The sequence below is a fragment of the Clostridium thailandense genome (assembly GCF_019207025.1).
GTDB lineage: Bacteria > Bacillota > Clostridia > Clostridiales > Clostridiaceae > Clostridium_AM > Clostridium_AM thailandense.
In genome coordinates this window covers 1-19839 of sequence record NZ_JAEEGC010000085.1, presented here as the reverse complement: position 1 = coordinate 19839, position 19839 = coordinate 1, and the positions used below count along the sequence as shown (strand labels likewise).

The following is a 19839-nucleotide window of genomic DNA, read 5'->3' as shown; positions in this document are numbered from 1 at the left end:
AATGATATAATATTATACAGAAATAAATACAAACTATTAGGAGAACATATATGGATAAAAAAATAGGAGTAATTGCATCAGATGAAGAACTTAAAAATAGTATTATAGAATTATTTCCTGATGATGTAGAGCAGAGAAAAATTATTATAGATATACTAGACCCTAATAAAATGGAAGAACAGGGAAAAATACTGGAAAATAAAGGGGCTAAAGCTATTGTAGCTAGAAGTGGCGGCTATGCTTATACAGTTGGTAAGGTAAATATTCCTGTAGTAAATTTGAAAATAACTACACTGGATATCCTACGTTCAGTAAAAGCAGCAAGCGTATATAACAAGCAAATAGTTCTGTTTATTTCTATTTATGAGTACTTTGATTATGATGAATTAAAAGATTTGATTAAAACCCATATTATAATTGAAAGATACAGCGTTAAGGAAGAAATAGAAGGAAGAGTACATAAATATATTGATAAAAGTAGAGAGGTTGTAATAATTGGGGGAGGAATCCCCTGTAGTTGTGCTCGAAAACTAGGAATAGATAATGTCCATATAGGTGCCAGTAAGGAGTCCATACATGAAGGGATAACCTATGCTAAGGAACTAGTAGACAGCTTATATGAGCAAAAGTGTAAAAATAAGATTTTAAAAACTATACTGGATGGAGTACATGATGCCGTTATTGCAGTAGACAGGGAAGGTAAGATTATATTATATAATGAAATAGCGGAGGAAGTGCTAAATAAGGATAGAAAAAATATAATGGATAGAAAACTATTAGAGGTTTATCCAGAACTTGAATTTATGATGGATGTTTTGGAGAGTAAAGTTAACGAATACAATGCAATTAAAAAGCTAAAAAAAATTGTAATTACTTCAAATACATCTATTTTAGATGTGGATGGACATATTAATGGTGTCTTATGCTCTTTTCAGGATATTACTAAGCTTCAAAGTTTAGAAAAGAAAATAAGGTATGAATTAAATAAAAAAGGACTTGTTGCTAAGTATAAATTTGAAGATATTATTGCCCATGATTCTGTTATGAAGGACACTGTAATGAAGGCAATAAAGATAGGACTTACAGATAGTACTGTGATGATTTATGGAGAAAGTGGAACCGGTAAAGAGATGTTTGCACAAAGTATTCATAATATAAGTAAAAGACAAGAGGAACCTTTTGTAGCTGTTAACTGTGCGGCAATATCGGAAAGCCTTTTGGAAAGTGAACTTTTTGGATATGAAGAAGGAGCCTTTACAGGAGCAAGAAAAGGGGGAAAGCCAGGATTATTTGAGCTCGCTCATGGAGGAACTATATTTTTAGATGAAATAAACAGTATATCTTTTAATCTGCAGGCAAAGCTGCTGCGTGTTTTAGAGGAAAGAGAAATAATGAGGATAGGGTCAGATTATGTTATTCCTTTAAATGTAAGAGTTATTGCCTCTGCGAATGAAGAGTTAAAGAAGAAAGTTAAAGCTGGAGGCTTTAGAAGCGACTTGTTTTATAGACTGAATATACTAAAATTAAGTATTCCACCTCTCAGGGAAAGGAAAGAAGATATAGTTCCATTATTTAAATATTATTTGGAAGAGTTGTCAGAGGAAAATGAGGAATTAAAACTAAGTGATGAGGAGAAAGATAAAATAATAAGTTACACATGGCCTGGGAATGTAAGAGAATTGAGAAACGCTTCTCAAAGATATGTATTATTTCATGAACTTGATCTAGATGAAAATGAAGATGAAGATGTGGAATATGAAAAACACGAGCAAATAGATGGTAATATTAGTTTAAGAGATATGTATCAATCTATGGAGGAAAAAATGATAGAAATGCTGTCCAATCAAGGTATGACGAAGACAGAAATAGCTAAACACTTAGGTATAAGTAGAACAGCCTTATGGAAAAAGAGGAAACAGGATTAGGATGTAAATTAAGTTGACATAACGTTAACTTAGATTACATCTTTTTTTAATATTGAAATGATAACATTTATTTTGGGTAAGTACTTGATTAAATTTTATTTATTAGGAAGTGATAAAGTAATAAGTATAAAGAATTTGAAGAAGAGTTTTGATAATCTAGAGGTATTACCGGAAATTGTTAAAATAAAGGAAGACATAGTGATAAGAATTAAAAAGAAAAGGGAATGAGTACAGAGCTGTAATATATAGAAAATGTGTAAGGTATAATATTTGTCTTACACATTTTTAATGTTTAAAATATAAGTTGTTATGATTTTATAAAATAGAAATTATATTGGGTGTAGTTACTAATAATGAATGGTGCTATAATATGTTTTATAATTAATTTTAGATAATCATAATTTAGGATTGAGTATTACAGATTGAAAGTAGAAAGTAAGATAATTATGCTGCATTGTATTTAAAGGAGAAATAGTATGATTAGAGTAATAATTGTAGATGATGAGCTGCCAGCATTAAAAATGGCTGAAAGTGTGTTAAGAGCATTTGATAATGTCCAAATACGTGGTGCTTTTTCAGATCAGGACGAGCTATTGGAATGTATACCTACAATAGAGGTGGATTTAATATTATTGGATATTAAAATGCCTGGCATACACGGTCTCGAATTGGCTGGGCGTATTAACGAGATTAGATCTGATATATTTATTGTATTTGTAACTGCATATGATAGTTATGCTATTGAAGCATTTGAGACAGATGCACTTGATTACATCATGAAACCAATTACGGAAGAACGGATGAAAAAAACCTTAGAAAGATATATAAAAAGGTGTGGAGATCAAAAGAAGGATGAGAAGTCAAGATGTATATTGGTGAGTTCCTTCGGTCGTTTTTCTGTGGAATCAGAAAATGGAGAGAAGATGAAATTCAGGACAGTTAAAACTGAGGAACTTTTTGCATTTTTAATTCACCACCAAGGGAATCCAGTCTCCAAAGAGAAAATAATGGAAGAGTTATGGTATGATCGAGATGTAGATAAGGCACAATCAATTTTATATACAACGCTATATCAATTAAGAAAGGACCTAGAGAACTTTGGTTTAAGTAATATTATTGAGAATAGTCGTAAGGATGGCGGAATTTGCCGCTTAATATGGTCTCCAGACTATTGGGATTGTGCAGAGTATATAAAATTATATAAACAGTATAAAAATGGAAGCTTAAGTATGGAAAGCTTAAAACATGCAATAGAGATTTATCAAAATGGATATTTAACGGGTAATGGATATAGATGGGCAGCGGAAAAAGGTGCAGAGCTAGAAATAAATTGTTTTGAATTATTAGAAAAAATAGTTGATAATGAAGTGCAGAAGCAGCGGTTTGAGGCTGCTATGGTATATCTAAAAAAATGGGCGGATATATTTCCTTTTACTGAAGATATTCATGCCAAAATTATTGCGGTACACCTGCTTCTAAACAACAAGGAGGCTGCGATTTTGCATTACCAAAGGATTAAAGAAATATTTACAGAGGATGAAGGCATACCAATTGAAATTTATATGGATGCATTGATCTCAAATCCTTATTTAGCCTTTTAAATATATAAGAAACGTATTAAGAAGAGAAAATAATTTAATAAGCGGAGGATATTCATGGATAAAATCCATATGCATGGTTATGAAAACTTAGAAACATTATATGAAAGTCGAGACACCATTGTTTACAGGGCACGAAATAAGCAAGGAAAACTCTCTATTTTAAAAACCTTGAAAGATAATTTTCCATCAGAAGAACAATTGGCGCAACTGGAATATGAATACAATATTTTAAATCAGATAGATGGTCAAGGGTTCATTCACCCACGTGAACTGATTAAACATTATAAAGGATATATTATCGTTATGGAAAATGTTGAGGGCATGCCGCTTTTAGATGCTCCAATATTTGAAAATATACGAAATGGGGACAAACAACTCTCTACGCACAAGTTAATGTTAATATTAAAGATATTTATTGAAATGGCAGAAGTTATAGAAAAGCTTCACAACAAAAATTTAATACATAAAGAAATTAATCCAAGAAAATTCTTGATTAACCCTGATTTTAGTCAGGTAAATATACTTGATTTTGGATTGGCAAAAAAAATGAATTATTCTAATAAAGAATTTCATAATACTGAGGGGATTGAAGTATTGCTACCTTATGTCTCTCCTGAACAGACAGGAAGAACAGGTAGATTTATTGATTATCGCACGGATTTCTATTCTCTTGGTGTATCTATGTATGAGCTGATAACAGGAAAAAGGCCATTTACTACTAATAATATGTTAGAGATGATCCATAGTCATATTGCTAAAACACCAATAGTGCCTCATATTGTAAATTCAGATATACCGAAGTCAGTTTCAGCAATCATAATGAAACTAATGGAAAAAGAATCAGAAGAGCGCTATCAGAGTGCTGCAGGTATTGTACATGACCTTAGAAACTGCTTAGAGTCATTGCGTACATCAGGTGTTGTGGCAGATTTTGAAGTTGGTTTGAATGATATATCGAATAAATTTCAAATTCCACAAAAACTTTATGGCAGGGATAGAGAAAGGGAGACGCTTAAGAAAATCTATGAGCAGGTGGCTGTCGGTGGTTCACATATGTTATTAGTAGGTGGATATTCAGGTGTAGGAAAAACATCCATCATTCAAGAGATTTATCGTCCATTTGCTGAATTTGTTGGTATTTTTGCAAGAGGTAAAGCTGAGCAGCTTCAAGTAAATACACCATACTTTATTTTCTCACAGATTGCTAAAGAATTGATTCGAACGCTTTTACAGCAGCCAGATTTCATAATAGAGCAGTGGAAAGAACGTTTATTAAAAGCACTGAATGATAATGGTCAGTTGATAATAGATTTAGTTCCAGAACTTGAGTCCATAATTGGAGCTCAACCTAAAGTGGAAGAACTTGAACCAACAGAAAATCGAAACCGTTTTTTAAATACTGTTGGAAATTGTTTTAAAGTTTTTGCAATAAGAGAACATCCGCTAACGGTATTTTTAGATGATTTACAATGGTGTGATCGGTCTTCCATGGAATTGATTAAGTACCTACTATCCCTTGATGATATGGAGAGCTTTATAATAGTTGGGTGTTACAGGGATAACGAAGTTAGGTCAGAACATCCGCTATATCATTTATTTTATGAACTTCGAAAATCGGATAAAGCTACAACATTTATCGTGAAGCCACTAGAGGAGAGGGCTGTAGCTAGCATACTGATGGACACAGTTCATTGTGATGAAGCTAAGGCTCAGCCTCTAGCTAAGATAATTTACAAGAAAACTCGGGGGAACCCATTTTTTGTAAGGAGTATACTTCTTCATATATATAATAGTCATCTTATTAGATTTAGTGAGGAAATGCATCAGTGGGAATGGAACGACAACGAAATACAAAATATACCAATAAGTGACAATATTGTTAATTTTATGATTGATAAAATTTTAAAGCTACCACCAAAGACACAGAGTTTGCTTAAAGTGGCGGCTTTAGTGGGTACCACATTTAATTTAAAGATATTAGCTGCTGCTCTGAATATTGATGCTTTAGAGGTTGTAGATTGGCTCAAGGAAGCCGTTGATAGTGAAATTATTATACCGGAAAGTGATTATTATGATATAGTCTCAATAATTAGGCTTAAGGATGTTAACATAGATTTTCACTTCACCCATGATCGTGTTCAGCAAGCATGCGCTGCACTAATTCAAGAAGAAGATCAAAAGCAGCTGCATTTGAAAATAGGTAAGAGCATAAAGCAGAATATACCAGAAAATATGTTAAAAGATCAGGCTATGAGTATAGTGTGTCATTTAAATGAAGGACTTGAAGAACTTAAGAACTTAGAGGAACGCTGGGAGGCATCTAGGTTGAATCTATGGGCTTGTCAAAAGGCAAAAGCAGCTTCCTCATTTCAACTATCACTGCAATATATCTCAAATGGTATAAGAGTGTTACCTGATAATGCTTGGAGTCAAGATTATGAGATTACTTTTGAAATTGTCAAGATTTATGCGGAATGTGCATACCTAAATAATGAATACGCTTTAGCTGAGAAACAGATTAAAATTTTGATGAAACATGCTAAAACCCCAATAGACCAAGCGGAAATACGACTGATGCAAAGCATCATCTATAGATTTTTAGGTCAATTTGATAAGGTCATAGAATACGGAACTCTTGGCTTGCGGCTTTTAGGAATTGGTGTTTCATCTGTTCCAGGCTGGCATTCTGTAATCAAAGAACTGATAATTGCTAAAACAAGATTATTGGGAAAAAATACAGAAAACCTTCTAAATGCGCCACCTATAAAAAATGATAAAATAAAGTTGATAATACGAATTATGAGTGAATTAACTAGTATCTCTTATAATTCTGGGAATATTAACCTATTTATTTTATCTACCTTAAAGAGTTTGAATCTCACTCTTAGTTATGGAAATAGCCGTGAAGCAGCTTCAATTTATTGTGGGTACGCTGTTCTATTGGCAGTATTAGGTGACTTACAGGGTTCATATAAATTTAATAAATTAGCACTTAAGTTAGTTGAATCAGAGGAACGTGCTCAATATCGAGCAAGTGTGTTATTTGCTTATGGATTTATGGGGCATGCGTGGAGTGAGTCATGGCAGGATGTAGATCAGTGGTTCAAAAAAACCTTGGAAGAGGCAATAAGATACGGAGATCATTATCAAATCGGTTTAGCTAGCACTTTCATGTATGCTTTTAAAGCTGATACGAATTTGAAGTTACTAATAGAAAAAGTAATGAAACAAGTTCCTTTAATTATTCAGATAAATAACAAATATGCATATTATATGTCCTTTTTATTTATTCATAGGTGGCTCAATTATATTGGACTTACTGATGGAAAGTTTACTATGAATGTATCACAAGAAACCTATGACTTAAATGGCAGCATTGGAGTTGTATGCAGTGAGGAAGAATGTGTAGAGTTTATGCAACAAATTAATTCCTTGTCTGGAATAGGAGTGTACTACAAGGAAAAGATGTACATTCATTATATCTATGATGATTATGCAGGAGCAATGAAATATTTAAAAGAGTCAGATAAATATATGAAGCAGCATTCAGGTACTCCGTATATAGTAGAGTGCAGGATATGTAATTTCTTGGTTTTAGCTGTAAACATATCAGAAATGGGAGCAAAAGAAGCTGGCAAGGCGCGACGAAGATTAAGGAAAGAATATAAGTATGTGAAATCTTTGGCAAAGTATAATGAAGCGAATTTTAAACATTTGCAATATATATTAGAGGCTGAACTTGCACGTATTGAAGGCAAAACATATATGGCAGTTGAATTGTATGAATTGGCTATACAAACAGCTGGGAGGAATGGATTTATTCGGGATGAAGCACTAGCTAATGAGTTGGCAGCCAAAATGTTTTTAGCCAGTGGTATGAATAAGCAAGCAGAATTTTATATGAAAGAAGCTTTCAAGGGATACAAAATGTGGGGAGCAGATGCTAAGACAAGGCATATGGCAGAGAGATATAGATATTTGCTTAATACCTCAGAAAGTAGAGGAAAAGTAGAGAAAGCTGATGGAATGGTTGAATTAGAAGCTGTAGATTTGATGTCTATAATGAGTGCCTACCGTACTGTTTCTAAAGAGATGCAGCTTCCTGATTTATTGAGGCAGATCATGAAAATAGTGGTAGAAAATTCGGGAGCACAGAAAGCATATATACTTTTGAAATATGAACATGGATGGAATATAGAAGCTGAGTGGTTACAGGGAGAAGATGAAATTAAAGTACTACACTCTGTACCCTTGGAAGAAGCACATGGGGTAGTGGCTACCTCTATTATTAATTTTTGTATACGCACTGGAGAGCATGTGGTGTTAGGTGATGCTACAAGACAAGGTAACTTTTATAAAGACTGTTATATTCAGAGAAATCAAACTAAATCTTTGTTATGTATGCCAATTACAAATCAAGGTGTATTGACAGGGATTTTATATATAGAAAATAATTTATCAGCAGATGTTTTTACCAATAACCATGTTAACATTTTGCAATTGCTGGTAGCTCAATTTTCAATTTCAATTAAAAATGTTCAATTGTTTTCGAACTTAATTGTCACTACTGAGGAATTACATCGTTCTACTGAAGAATCGCTGCGTTCTGAGATCGCTTTTCTGCAAGCTCAGATTAAACCTCATTTTCTCTATAATGCCATTAATACTATATCAGCTTTTTCACTGGATGAACCTAAGATGACTAGAGATCTACTGGCAAGTCTTAGCGAGTATTTGAGGGGCAGTTTTGATTTTAAGAATAGGAATAAGCTTGTTAATTTGCGTAAAGAATTAGAATTGGTGGAAGCTTACTTATTCATAGAAAAAGCACGATTCGGAAAAAGACTGCAGATTGTTTATGACATTGATGATAATATAGATTGTATGCTGCCGCCCCTTGTTATTCAACCATTGGTGGAAAACTCGGTGCAGCATGGTCTAGCAGATCGAAAACATGGTGGAACAGTAAAAATTTCTGCTTACAGTGAAAATGATTTTGTTATTATAAGCGTTGAGGATGATGGTGTAGGGATTCCAGAATCTCTTTATGGAAAGTTGCTTTCTGATGATGAAAGCAAGAGTGTTGCTTTGAAAAATATAAATCAGAGACTTATTAGGTTTTATGGTCATGGATTGGATATAGGAGGAAGATCAGGAGGAGGAACCAAAATGACAATACGTATTCCAATGGAAAGTAGGGATATAGATTTCCAACCGACTATTTCACTGGAAAACGCATATTTACATAATAGCCTTAAGGAATTGGTTGATGAAAGAACCTTTAAGCTTAGAGAAGAAATTAATGAGCGTAAAAAAGCGGAGAAGTTATTATCAGAAATGGCTAATTACGATCATCTTACCAATCTCCCGAACAGAAGAAGGTTAGAGTATATACTTGAACATTCTATTATGACGGTAAAGCAGAATAAAAATAAAATATGTGTATTATTCGTCGATTTGGATGGCTTCAAGGCAATCAATGATAAATATGGTCACGATAAAGGGGATGTTGTTTTGGTTAATGTTGCCAAACGACTTTCAGAAGCTGTAAGAGGCTGTGACACTGTTTCAAGAATTGGCGGAGATGAATTTGTAATTATTTTGAAAAATGTTACTAGTATATCTGAAATAAAAGAAATTTGCCATAGAATTGTTACATCAGTAGAAAAGCCAATCCTACTTGATGAAGCGGAAATTGAAGCAACAGTTACAACCAGTATAGGTATATCAATATCATCATATGATGGTGAAGCTGCTGAAGAATTAATAGGTAATGCAGACAAGGCCATGTATATTGTAAAAAAGAATGGCAAAAACCAGTTTGGTTTTTACTCTGAGAAATACGATTTTTAAATAAAAAATAAAGAATATTTGACCAAAGGGTTGATGAGTTCGGCGAAAAAGCTGAATTCATCAGCCTTTTCTACTTTCTTTGCCATCCCTATTTGTTCAAATTCGGTTCAGATTGAAGTATTAAAATGAGATATATAGATTTACGAAAGGAGGACATACATACCTGTGAATAGGCATGATTCAGACTATTTTCATGTAAATAAATTGCTAGATAGAATGAAGTTAATTGACGCAAGTGAAGAAATATATCCTTCTGTTGAAGAGTTACTTCGCTTAGAAATGGCTTTCGTACAGTCCCAAATAAAACCACATTTTCTTTATAACACTATAAATACTATATCAGCTTTTTCAATTGATAACCCTAAAATGACTAGGGATTTGTTAGTAAAGTTTAGCCAATATTTAAGAGGGTGCTTTGATTTGAGAAACAGAGATAAGCTTGTAACCTTTCATAAAGAACTAGAATTAGTTGAAACTTATTTATTTATAGAGAAGGCACGATTTGGTGAAAGACTAAAAGTAATTTATGACATTGAGGATAAGATAGACTGCATGCTGCCACCACTTATTATTCAACCCTTAGTTGAAAATTCTGTGCAGCATGGCCTGGAGCCTATGAAAAAAGGAGGGGTTATAAAAGTTTCTGCTCACAGTGAAGAAAATTTTGTAATAATAACTGTTGAAGATGACGGAATAGGGATTTCTGATGAAGTTTATGGAAAGTTGTTTGAGGATAAAGAAAGTGAAGGAAGCTCTTTAAAGAAGATAAATCAGAGACTCATTTATCTTTATAATATAGGCTTAGCAATAGAAAGAGGAATTGAAAGAGGAACTAAAGTGAAAATTTGTATTCCTAAAAAATTTATTTGAAATAAGAAAATATGAAAAAATTTATCAGTAAATTCTAAAAAATTTTTTCGAGATTTTACAATATCTTTAACACAAAATTTATTGTATTGTTGTAAAGTGTTGAATTTACAAGCTTTTTGAAATCTATAGTAGTTTTTTGCGTTTATAATTTGTTCAAATTCGGTTCAGATTCGTCAAATATAATAAGAAATAGAGATGAAATAACATTAAAGGACAAATTTAATTTTTATAGGGCTTTAATTTATTTTATTTCAGATTACTCAAAAGAATTAATAAATTTTATATTTGAATGGAGGTTAATTAATGAAAAGGAATTTTAAGAAGGGAATTTCAATTTTAGCAATGCTACTGATGCTTATAACGCAATTTGTAATACTTCCGCAGGTGGCACATGCGGCGGTGACGACTTGGCATTGGGAAGATATTACTGGTAGTAGTTCAAACTTTAGCAGTCCATATGGAATTGCGATAGACGAATCCAGTGGTGTGAAGTTATTTGTCACAGATTCTACTGATAAAACAGTTAAACAATCTACTGGCAATGGAACCTGGACGACTATGAGCAATTTTTCTTACACTTTTGTTAATCCAGGACACATAAGTCTATGGAACCCATACGTTTTGTATGTAGTTGATAACAACTCAACAATCGTTAGAAGCAGTTATATGGGTATGTATTCGTGGAACCCAGTTACATCCTTAAATGCACCTCTGCCTACTAATCCGAATGGGGTTTTTCAGTTTTATGATGGCAATGATGAACATTTGTATGTGACAGATACTGCGAATCCTACAGCAAAATTATGGCATGGGGTTGGAGGAAATTTGGGTTACAATTGGAATGATATAACTCAATCAGGAAGCTTATCAAACCCAGGAGGCATTGATGCTGATAGTTCAGGCAATCTGTATATTGCAGATACTGGGAATAACAAAATTCAGAAAGTAACAAGTTCATCAAGTATCACATATACAGACATAGCAGGAGGTAGTTTAAACGGGCCAATGGATGTTGTGGCAGATAGTTCAGGCACCAACTTGTATGTTGCTGATACTGGAAATCATAAGATAAAGCAATGCACATTAAATGGATCTGGAACTCCAACATGGACTGACATAACTGGAGACCTGCCAGCAACTGTTACTCCTTATGGAATTGAGACAGACAGTTCAGGTAATGTATATATTACAGATCATAGTGGTGGTAAGGTTTATAAAGGTGCATTCATGACTGTGCCAGCACCAACAGTAACAGCAGTAAATCCATCAAGTGGTTCAACAGCTGGAGGAACAACAGTAACAATAACTGGTACAGGCTTTACAGGAGCAACAGCAGTTAATTTTGGAAGTACAACAGCATCAAGTATTACAGTAGATTCAGACACACAGATAACAGCAACAGTACCAGCAGGCTCAGCTGGAGCAGTAGATGTAACTGTTACAACACCAAATGGAACAAGCGCAACAAGTTCAGCAGACCAGTATACTTATACAGTATCGTCAACAACAGGATCAGGTATTTGTTTTACAGGAGATAGTCCACAAATAGATTCAAATGCATCAGCATCTAATCATGGTGTAAGTACAGTAACTATTCAGGATGTTTCAGGAAATGTTTTGCAGGTTGATGATAATGGTGGAGATTTGATGTTGGATACAGCTGCAAATTACCATACAACAACGCCAACTGGAATGTCTGGAAATTACTTTTCGTTGTATGATACGGATCAGTGGATTGAATTCTCAGTACAAGGTGGAAAAACATTTGATTTTAACAGCATACAATTAATGAATGCAGCAGGGAGTGCTGGTCTATATGTTTTTGCTCCAAATAGTGACATGAATAAAAGTGTAGCATTTTCCTTCAATACAAATGAAAGTAAGAATATTGATTTAAGCTCAAATCCAGACTTTAAAAACGTAACCTCTGTTAAGTTAATGGTTGATGGAACTCTCGATGCCAATTTTGATAACATTGTTCTTAATTTCCCTTCGGCAGCAGCTGCACCAGCAGTAACAACAGTAAATGCGTCAAGCTGTGGTGCTTTAGGAGGAAGATTAGTAACAATAACTGGTACAGGATTTACAGGAGCAACAGCAGTAAAGTTTGGAATTAATGCTTCAACAGATTTTACTGTAATTTCAGATACAGAGATAGAAGCAAAAGTGCCAGCAGATACAGCAGTAGCAGGAGTTGTGGATGTAACAGTAACAACTCCAGATGGGACAAGCTCAGCAGGTTCAGCAGACAAATTTACTTATATACCAGAAATAACAAATGTAAGCCCAAGTAGCGGATCGACTTCAGGAGGAACAACAGTAATAATAACAGGAGGAGGATTTACAGGAGCAACAGCAGTGAAGTTTGGAAATACTCCTGCAACAGCTTTCCATGTAGATTCAGACACACAGATAACAGCAACAGCTCCAGCAGGTTCAGCAGGATGGGTTGATGTAACTGTTACAACACAATATGGAACAAGTGCACTCGTTGATTATGATGGGTATGATTATATACCTGTAGCTACACCAACAGTAACAGCAGTAAGTCCATCTAATGGATCAACAGCTGGAGGAACAACTGTAACAATTACAGGTACAGGCTTTACAGGTGCAACAGCAGTAAACTTTGGAGGCACGGCTGCAACAAACTTTACTGTAGTTTCTGACACAGAGATAACAGCAACAGCACCAGCAGGTTCAGCAGGAGCAGTAGATATAACTGTTACAACAGCAGGTGGAACAAGTTCAACAAGCTCAGCAGATCAGTATACTTATATAGCACCTGCATCTGATGGAGGAGGCAGTTCGCCATATATACCACCAACACCACCTACACCTACAAAAGCAGTAACAGGTGATTTGGTAGATGATAAAGGAGAAGTTATTAAGGGAATACCTGCTCAGGCTACAACTGAGACTGATGGAACACAAACTGTGGCAATAAAATCTCAAGATGCAGTAGTAGTACAAGGAGCAGATGGTACAAAGAGTCCATTAACAGATTTAACTCAAATAGGTTTTTCAACACCAGATAGTTCTGGAAATACACAAACAGTTAGTGTATCAATTGCTGCAGATGGCACAATTGAAGTTAAAGGTTTAGCAAATAACACAGAAACTAAATTTAATGTTACTTATGATTTAGGAAATGGACAAAAAATTATTATAGGAAATATTGATGTTACAGTTTCTAGCAGTGGAGATATAAAATTAGAAAGCTGCTTAATAGATCCATATGGTACAATAACAGATGCAGCTACAGGACAAGTAATCTCAGAAGTTAATCTAACCTTATATTATGCAAATACAGATAGAAACAAGGCAGCAGGAAAAACTCCAGATACTATGGTAGTGCTTCCTGGTATAGATGGATTTAAACCTAATGATAATAAAGATCCACAAATAAGTGATGCTAATGGAACTTATGGATGGATGGTATTCCCCAACTCAGATTATTATATAGTTGCAACTAAAGATGGTTATAGCCAATATACAAGTCCTACAATTTCTGTAGAACAAGAGATTGTAAAATGGGACTTCAAAATGAATGCAATAAGTACAAATATAAATCCAAGTACAGGAGATTTCGATAAGAATGTTTCAAACCAAGCAGATATAAGTACTACAATGACTCTAAATGGAGCTAATTTAGTTAGTATTACAAATGGAATTAATACTTTGGTAAATGGTACAGATTATACAGTGAACAATAATGTAGTAACAATTACAAAAGCTTATTTAGCAAAACAGTCTGTAGGAACAACAACACTAAACTTTAACTTTAGTGCAGGATCTGTACAAGTTTTAGTTATAACAATAAAAGACACAACACCAGTTTATACTGGAGGATCAGGTGGCGGTGGCGGAGGTTCAGCAGCTCCAGTAACACCAGTGGCCGCAGCAATACAAAGATTATCAGGAGAAGATAGAGTGGATACAGCTCTTGCAATAGCAAAAGCAACTTACGCAGGAAAGGTTTCAAAAGTTATACTTGCATCCTCAGAAAACTATCCAGATGCGTTAACTGGCAGTGTGCTAGCATACAAACTTAATGCTCCCATACTACTTGGTGGAAGTGATGAAGCAGATCAAGATAAGATATTAGCTTATTTAAAAGATAATATGGATTCTACAGGAACTGTATATGTTCTTGGCGGAACTGGTGTAGTAAGTAAGGATATGGAAGTGAAAATAAATGGAATTGGATTCCAAAACATCACTAGATTAGGTGGGGCAGATAGATTTGAAACTACAGCAAAAATTGCTGATACACTTGGAGCAGCGGAAGGAACACCAATAGTAATTGTATCAGGAGAAAATTATCCAGATGCACTATCAATAAGCAGTATTGCTGCAATGAAACAATATCCTATATTTATGGTAAATAAAAATGAGATTCCAGAAATAGAAAAGAAAGCAATTTCATTAATAAAGCCAAGTAAAGTATATATTATAGGAGCAGAAGGAGTTGTAAGCAGAGAAGTTGAAGATCAGGTTGCTAAAATAGCAGCAATAGACAAAACAAATATTGTGAGAATAGGAGGATCAGACAGATTTGAAACATCTCTTAATATAATACAAAACTTTGATTTGTCAGGAAATACAGTTTGCATAGCATCAGGAAATAATTTTCCAGATGCAGTAGCAGGAAGTGTTTATGCAGCAAATAACGGGGCACCTATGATGCTTGTAGACAGCAGTCTTACTGAAGCACAAAAGACTTACTTAAAAAATGCCAAATTAAAAACAGTCACTATTTTTGGAGGAACAGGAGTTGTATCTGCTGAAGTCCAGAATGAAATTTATGATTTATTAAGTAAGTAGTTTTAAGAATTAAATAGCTTCCTCAGATTTAGTATAAAGGGGGCGCAGAACTAAGTAACTGGTTTTGGGCTCCCTTTTTTTAGATGTGATAAATGAAACAGGCTTTGATTATAAAGAAGTACAGGGTGGAGAGGAAAATGTTTTGATGTAGTTATAACCTATAATAAAAAATGTATGTATTTAGAAGTAAAAAAGTGTAAAAATTAAAAGTTGTATACTATAAGAACGGAGGAAAATATATTATGATTGGGGCGAAAAATGAGATATCAAAATTTATAAGAAGAATTAAGAAAAATTCTATTGAGAAAACTGCACTTATAATATTATTAGATGAAATGAATTCAAGTATGGAAGACTTAACGAATTCAGTGGTTAATTATTTAAAAGAACAAAAAAAATCATGTAAAATTATTAGTAAAGGCATAAAAAATGAACCTATATTATTGATTTCTGGCAATAAATATACATTATTAAAGAAAGATATTTCATTTGGAACTAATTTAACTTCGTTTCAACGTATAATATTGATTCCATTAGAATAATGATGGCATTCCTATGTTATTTATTTTATATTTAACTCTAAAACCATGGATTTTAATATTGAAAGATACAGCGTTAAGGAAGAAATAGAAGGGAGAGTACATAAATATATAGATAAAAGTAGAGAGGTTGTAATAAGTGGAGGAAAAAATGATAGAAATGCTGTCCAATCAAGGTATGACGAAGACAGAAATAGCTAAACACTTAGGTATAAGTAGAACAGCCTTATGGAAAAAGAGGAAACAGGATTAGGATGTAAATTAAGTTGACACGGTGTTAACTTAGTTTACATCTTTTTTAATATTGAAATGATAACATTTACATTAGAATGCCAGTTTGCAGACCATTTCGATATTGGCATGATAGTTGCTATATTTTTAAGATATAAGAAGGATTACTATTATATTAAGCATAAAATTAACAGCATTTTTACATGAGTTATTTACAATAAAAAGTTAGTAGATTTAATTTATTCATATTAACTATAAAATTGATAGGAGTGGAATTATGAAAAAGTTATTAACAGGAAATGAAGCTATTGCTCGTGGAGCTTGGGAAGCAGGGGTTAGATTTGCTTCAGCATATCCAGGAACACCTAGTACGGAAATATTAGAAAATGTTGCATTATATAAAGAAATCTATTCAGAATGGGCACCGAATGAGAAGGTTGCTGTAGAAGCTGCAATAGGCGCATCTATTGCTGGTGCAAGATCACTAGCAGCAATGAAACATGTAGGTCTTAATGTTGCAGCAGACCCATTATTTACTTTTGCTTATACAGGCGTTAACGGAGGAATGGTATTAATATCTGCAGATGAACCAGGTCAACATTCTTCACAAACAGAACAGGACAACCGTAATTATGCTAAAGCTGCTAAGGTTGCAATGTTTGAGCCTACAAATAGCCAGGAAGCTAAAGATATGGTTAAGATGGCTTATGGACTTAGTGAAAAATATGATATTCCTGTATTAATAAGAATGACCACAAGAGCATGTCATTCCAAAGGAATAGTTGAATGTGATGATAGAAAAGAAGTTGAAATTAAAGAATATGCTAAAAATCCAGCAAAATATCTAACAGTTCCAGCTCATGCAAGAAAACTTAGAGCATCATTACAAGAAAGAATGAAACAGCTTTTAGAATTCTCAAATACAACTGAATTAAACTACATTGAATGGAACGATACAAAGATTGGAATAATTGCTTCAGGAGCTGCTTTCAGTTTTGCTAAAGAAGTATTTGGGGATACAGCTTCTTATTTAAAATTAGGATTTACTAATCCGCTTCCTACTGAAAAAATTAAAGAATTCGCAGGTAAGGTTGATAAGTTATATATTGTAGAAGAAAATGATCCATATATAGAAGATGAAGTTAGAAGATTAGGTTTTGATTGTTATGGAAAGAATCTTTTCCCAGCTTACGGAGAAATGACACCAGATGTTATAAGAAAAACAATTTATGGCCAAGCAAATGAGACAATAGACTATGATAAAAATGAAGTTGTTCCAAGACCACCAGCACTTTGTGCAGGATGTCCTCACAGAGGTTTCTTCTATGAGCTTGGAAAGAGAAAAAATGTAATGGTATCTGGAGATATAGGCTGCTATACTTTGGCTTTTGATGCTCCATATAATGCTATGGATACAGCAGTATGTATGGGTGGAAGCTTAAGTATCGGACACGGAGCTCAAAAAGTATTTAACATGAAGCAAGACAATAAAATGAGAGTTGTATCAGTGCTAGGAGATTCAACCTTCTTGCATACAGGTATAAACTCACTTTTAGAAGTGGCTTATAACAAAGGTAATACGGTTAATATAATACTAGACAATAGAATAACTGGTATGACAGGACATCAACAAAATCCAGGAACAGGATATACACTTCAAGGAGAAGAAACCGTTGAAGCAAATATAGAGGATCTTGTTAAAGCTTGTGGTATTAAGAATATAGCAATAATAGATCCAAATAATCTTAAGTTGGTAAAGGATACATTAGATTGGGCATTAAGTCTTGATGAACCTTCAGTAATTATTACAAGATGGCCATGTGTTCTTAAGAAGTTAACAGAAAGTGATAAGAAAGAGTTTACTAATGTATTCCAAAGTAAATGCAGTGTTAATGAGGAAAAATGCGTTGGATGTAAAATGTGTATAAAAACAGGATGTCCAGCTATATCCTTTGATAAGGAAAATAAGAAAGCAAAAATCGGTTCAGATTCATGTGTAGGCTGTGAAGTTTGTCTTCAAGTTTGCCCAACAAAAGCTATTGGAAAGGTGGAAGCTTAATATGGTAAAGAGTATTCTTTTAGTAGGAGTAGGTGGACAAGGAACTATACTTGCTAGTAAACTTTTGACAACTGGTCTTATGGAAGCAGGATATGATGTAAAAATGAGTGAGATTCATGGAATGTCCCAAAGAGGTGGTTCTGTTTCTTCGCAAGTTAGATATGGAGACAAGGTTCAATCCCCAGTTATTGAAATTGGAGGAGCAGATATACTAGTTTCTTTTGAAAAAATGGAAGCTTTAAGATGGCTTGAATATTTGAAAAAAGACGGAAAAGTTGTAGTTAATGATTTTCAGATTGATTCTATGCCTATTCTTGCAGGAAAAGCAGATTATCCTACAGAGATTATAGAAAAACTTAGTGCAAAAGTTAAAACAGTAGCAATTGATGCTCAAAAGCATGCTGAAGAACTTGGAAACTCAAAAGTAGCGAATGTTATTTTACTTGGAGCTATTATTAAATCAATGGAGCTTGAGAAAATAGATTGGGAAAAAATTATAAGAGACAATGTTAAACCAAAATTTGTAGAACTTAACTTAAAAGCTCTTGAGACAGGAATGAATTTAGTATAAGGATTTATTATAGATACCCACGTCCGACACTTAACATATCCCTGCGTATAAGTTAAGTGTCTAGTGTGGTCATTTATAAAATTAAAAAGATTAACAGAAAAAGGCTGTTGCAAAGTAAAGAAAACTATACAGTATATTTTGCAGCAGCCTTTTAAAAAAGGAGGAATAACATTGAGTTATAAAATATTAGCTATTAATCCAGGGTCTACTTCAACTAAAATATCCATATATGAAAATGAAAAAGAAGTATTCTGCAAAACTCTTGATCATCCTACAGAAGAGACTGAGAAGTACAATAAAGTTGCAGAACAATTTAATATGAGAAAAGAAGTGATACTTTCATTCTTGAAGGAAAATGGATACGATGTTAACGAACTATCTGCTGTGGTAGGAAGAGGTGGAATGCTTCCTTCAGTAAAATCAGGAGCATATATAGTTAACGATAAAATGGTAGATAGGTTAAAAAATAATCCTATTATGGAGCATGCTTCAAATCTAGGAGCATTAATAGCTTATGAGATAGCAAATACTGTTAACATACCAGCATATATTTACGATTCTGTAAGAGTAGATGAGTTATCAGACATAGCACGTATATCAGGTATGCCGGATATACCAAGAACAAGTACTAGCCACGTTCTCAATTCTAGAGCAACAGCAATGAAAGTTGCTGATAAATATAATAAAAAATATTCAGATATGAATTTCGTTGTTGCTCATTTAGGTGGAGGAATATCTCTAAGTGTTCATAATAAAGGCCAAATGGTAGACATAGTTTCTGATGATGAAGGTCCTTTTTCACCTGAAAGAGCAGGTAGAGTTCCTTGCAGACCGCTTATAGAGCTTTGCTATTCTGGAAAGTTTGATAAAAATACCATGAATAAAAAGCTAAGAGGAAACGGTGGATTAAAAGCTTACCTTAGTACAGTTGATGCAAGAGAAGTTGAAAAGATGATTGATAATGGAGATGAAAATGCAAAACTGATCTATGAAGCTATGGCTTATCAAGTTGCTAAGGGTATAGGTGAGTTAGCAACAGTAGTAGATGGAGAGGTAGATGCTATTGTTATTACTGGAGGTATAGCATATTCTAAAATGATAACAGACTGGATAACAAAACGAGTTAAGTTTATTGCACCAGTTGAAATAGTTCCTGGAGAAAACGAAATGGAATCACTAGCTTTAGGTACACTTAGAGTACTAAAGGGTGAGGAAAATGCTAGAGAATATGATTTAGATTAAATAGCTTGAATATAGATGTCCACGGCCGAAAGTAAACTTATGCTCCGGTAGATGTTACCAAGCTTCAGCACTATAAAAACTTTTAATCATTCTAAAGCTCAGTATTTTGAAAATCTAAGAA

General features: G+C 33.8%; 10 protein-coding genes. All 10 read left to right on the top strand.

Going from position 1 to position 19839, the window contains the following annotated elements; translation table 11 throughout:
• The first annotated feature begins 50 nt into the window (after positions 1 to 50).
• The 10 genes from I6U48_RS16530 to buk all read left to right on the top strand — a co-directional run bounded on the left by I6U48_RS16530 (position 51) and on the right by buk (position 19718).
• Entirely contained in the window at positions 51 to 1925 is a 1875-nt protein-coding gene (locus I6U48_RS16530; RefSeq protein ID WP_218321571.1) for a sigma 54-interacting transcriptional regulator, read from the top strand.
• A gap of 476 nt (positions 1926 to 2401) precedes the next feature.
• Complete coding sequence (locus tag I6U48_RS16525) at positions 2402 to 3526, top strand: response regulator (protein WP_218321570.1); 1125 nt, start codon at positions 2402 to 2404, stop codon at positions 3524 to 3526.
• Between the two features lie 54 nt (positions 3527 to 3580).
• Complete coding sequence (locus I6U48_RS16520; RefSeq protein ID WP_218321569.1) at positions 3581 to 9379, top strand: diguanylate cyclase domain-containing protein; 5799 nt, start codon at positions 3581 to 3583, stop codon at positions 9377 to 9379.
• A 165-nt stretch (positions 9380 to 9544) separates the two neighbouring features.
• The gene (locus tag I6U48_RS16515) at positions 9545 to 10249 is read left to right on the top strand and encodes a sensor histidine kinase (RefSeq protein WP_218321568.1); all 705 of its coding nucleotides are present in this window, start codon (positions 9545 to 9547) and stop codon (positions 10247 to 10249) included.
• A 303-nt stretch (positions 10250 to 10552) separates the two neighbouring features.
• Positions 10553 to 15076, top strand: coding sequence for a cell wall-binding repeat-containing protein (locus tag I6U48_RS16510; protein WP_218321567.1), 4524 nt, complete (start codon positions 10553 to 10555; stop codon positions 15074 to 15076).
• A 242-nt stretch (positions 15077 to 15318) separates the two neighbouring features.
• Positions 15319 to 15618 carry a hypothetical protein gene (locus I6U48_RS16505; RefSeq protein WP_218321566.1) on the top strand — a complete coding sequence of 100 codons (300 nt, stop codon included), beginning with the start codon at positions 15319 to 15321 and terminating at the stop codon, positions 15616 to 15618.
• Between the two features lie 148 nt (positions 15619 to 15766).
• Positions 15767 to 15868, top strand: coding sequence for a helix-turn-helix domain-containing protein (locus tag I6U48_RS16500; RefSeq protein WP_218321565.1), 102 nt, complete (start codon positions 15767 to 15769; stop codon positions 15866 to 15868).
• 255 nt (positions 15869 to 16123) lie between these two features.
• Positions 16124 to 17905: an indolepyruvate ferredoxin oxidoreductase subunit alpha gene (iorA, locus tag I6U48_RS16495; RefSeq protein WP_218321564.1), complete on the top strand. Its 1782-nt coding sequence runs from the start codon at positions 16124 to 16126 to the stop codon at positions 17903 to 17905.
• A 1-nt stretch (position 17906) separates the two neighbouring features.
• On the top strand, positions 17907 to 18476 hold the full coding sequence (locus I6U48_RS16490; RefSeq protein ID WP_218321563.1) for an indolepyruvate oxidoreductase subunit beta: 570 nt from the start codon (positions 17907 to 17909) through the stop codon (positions 18474 to 18476).
• A 171-nt stretch (positions 18477 to 18647) separates the two neighbouring features.
• Positions 18648 to 19718: a butyrate kinase gene (gene buk, locus I6U48_RS16485; RefSeq protein WP_218321562.1), complete on the top strand. Its 1071-nt coding sequence runs from the start codon at positions 18648 to 18650 to the stop codon at positions 19716 to 19718.
• Positions 19719 to 19839 lie beyond the last annotated feature (121 nt).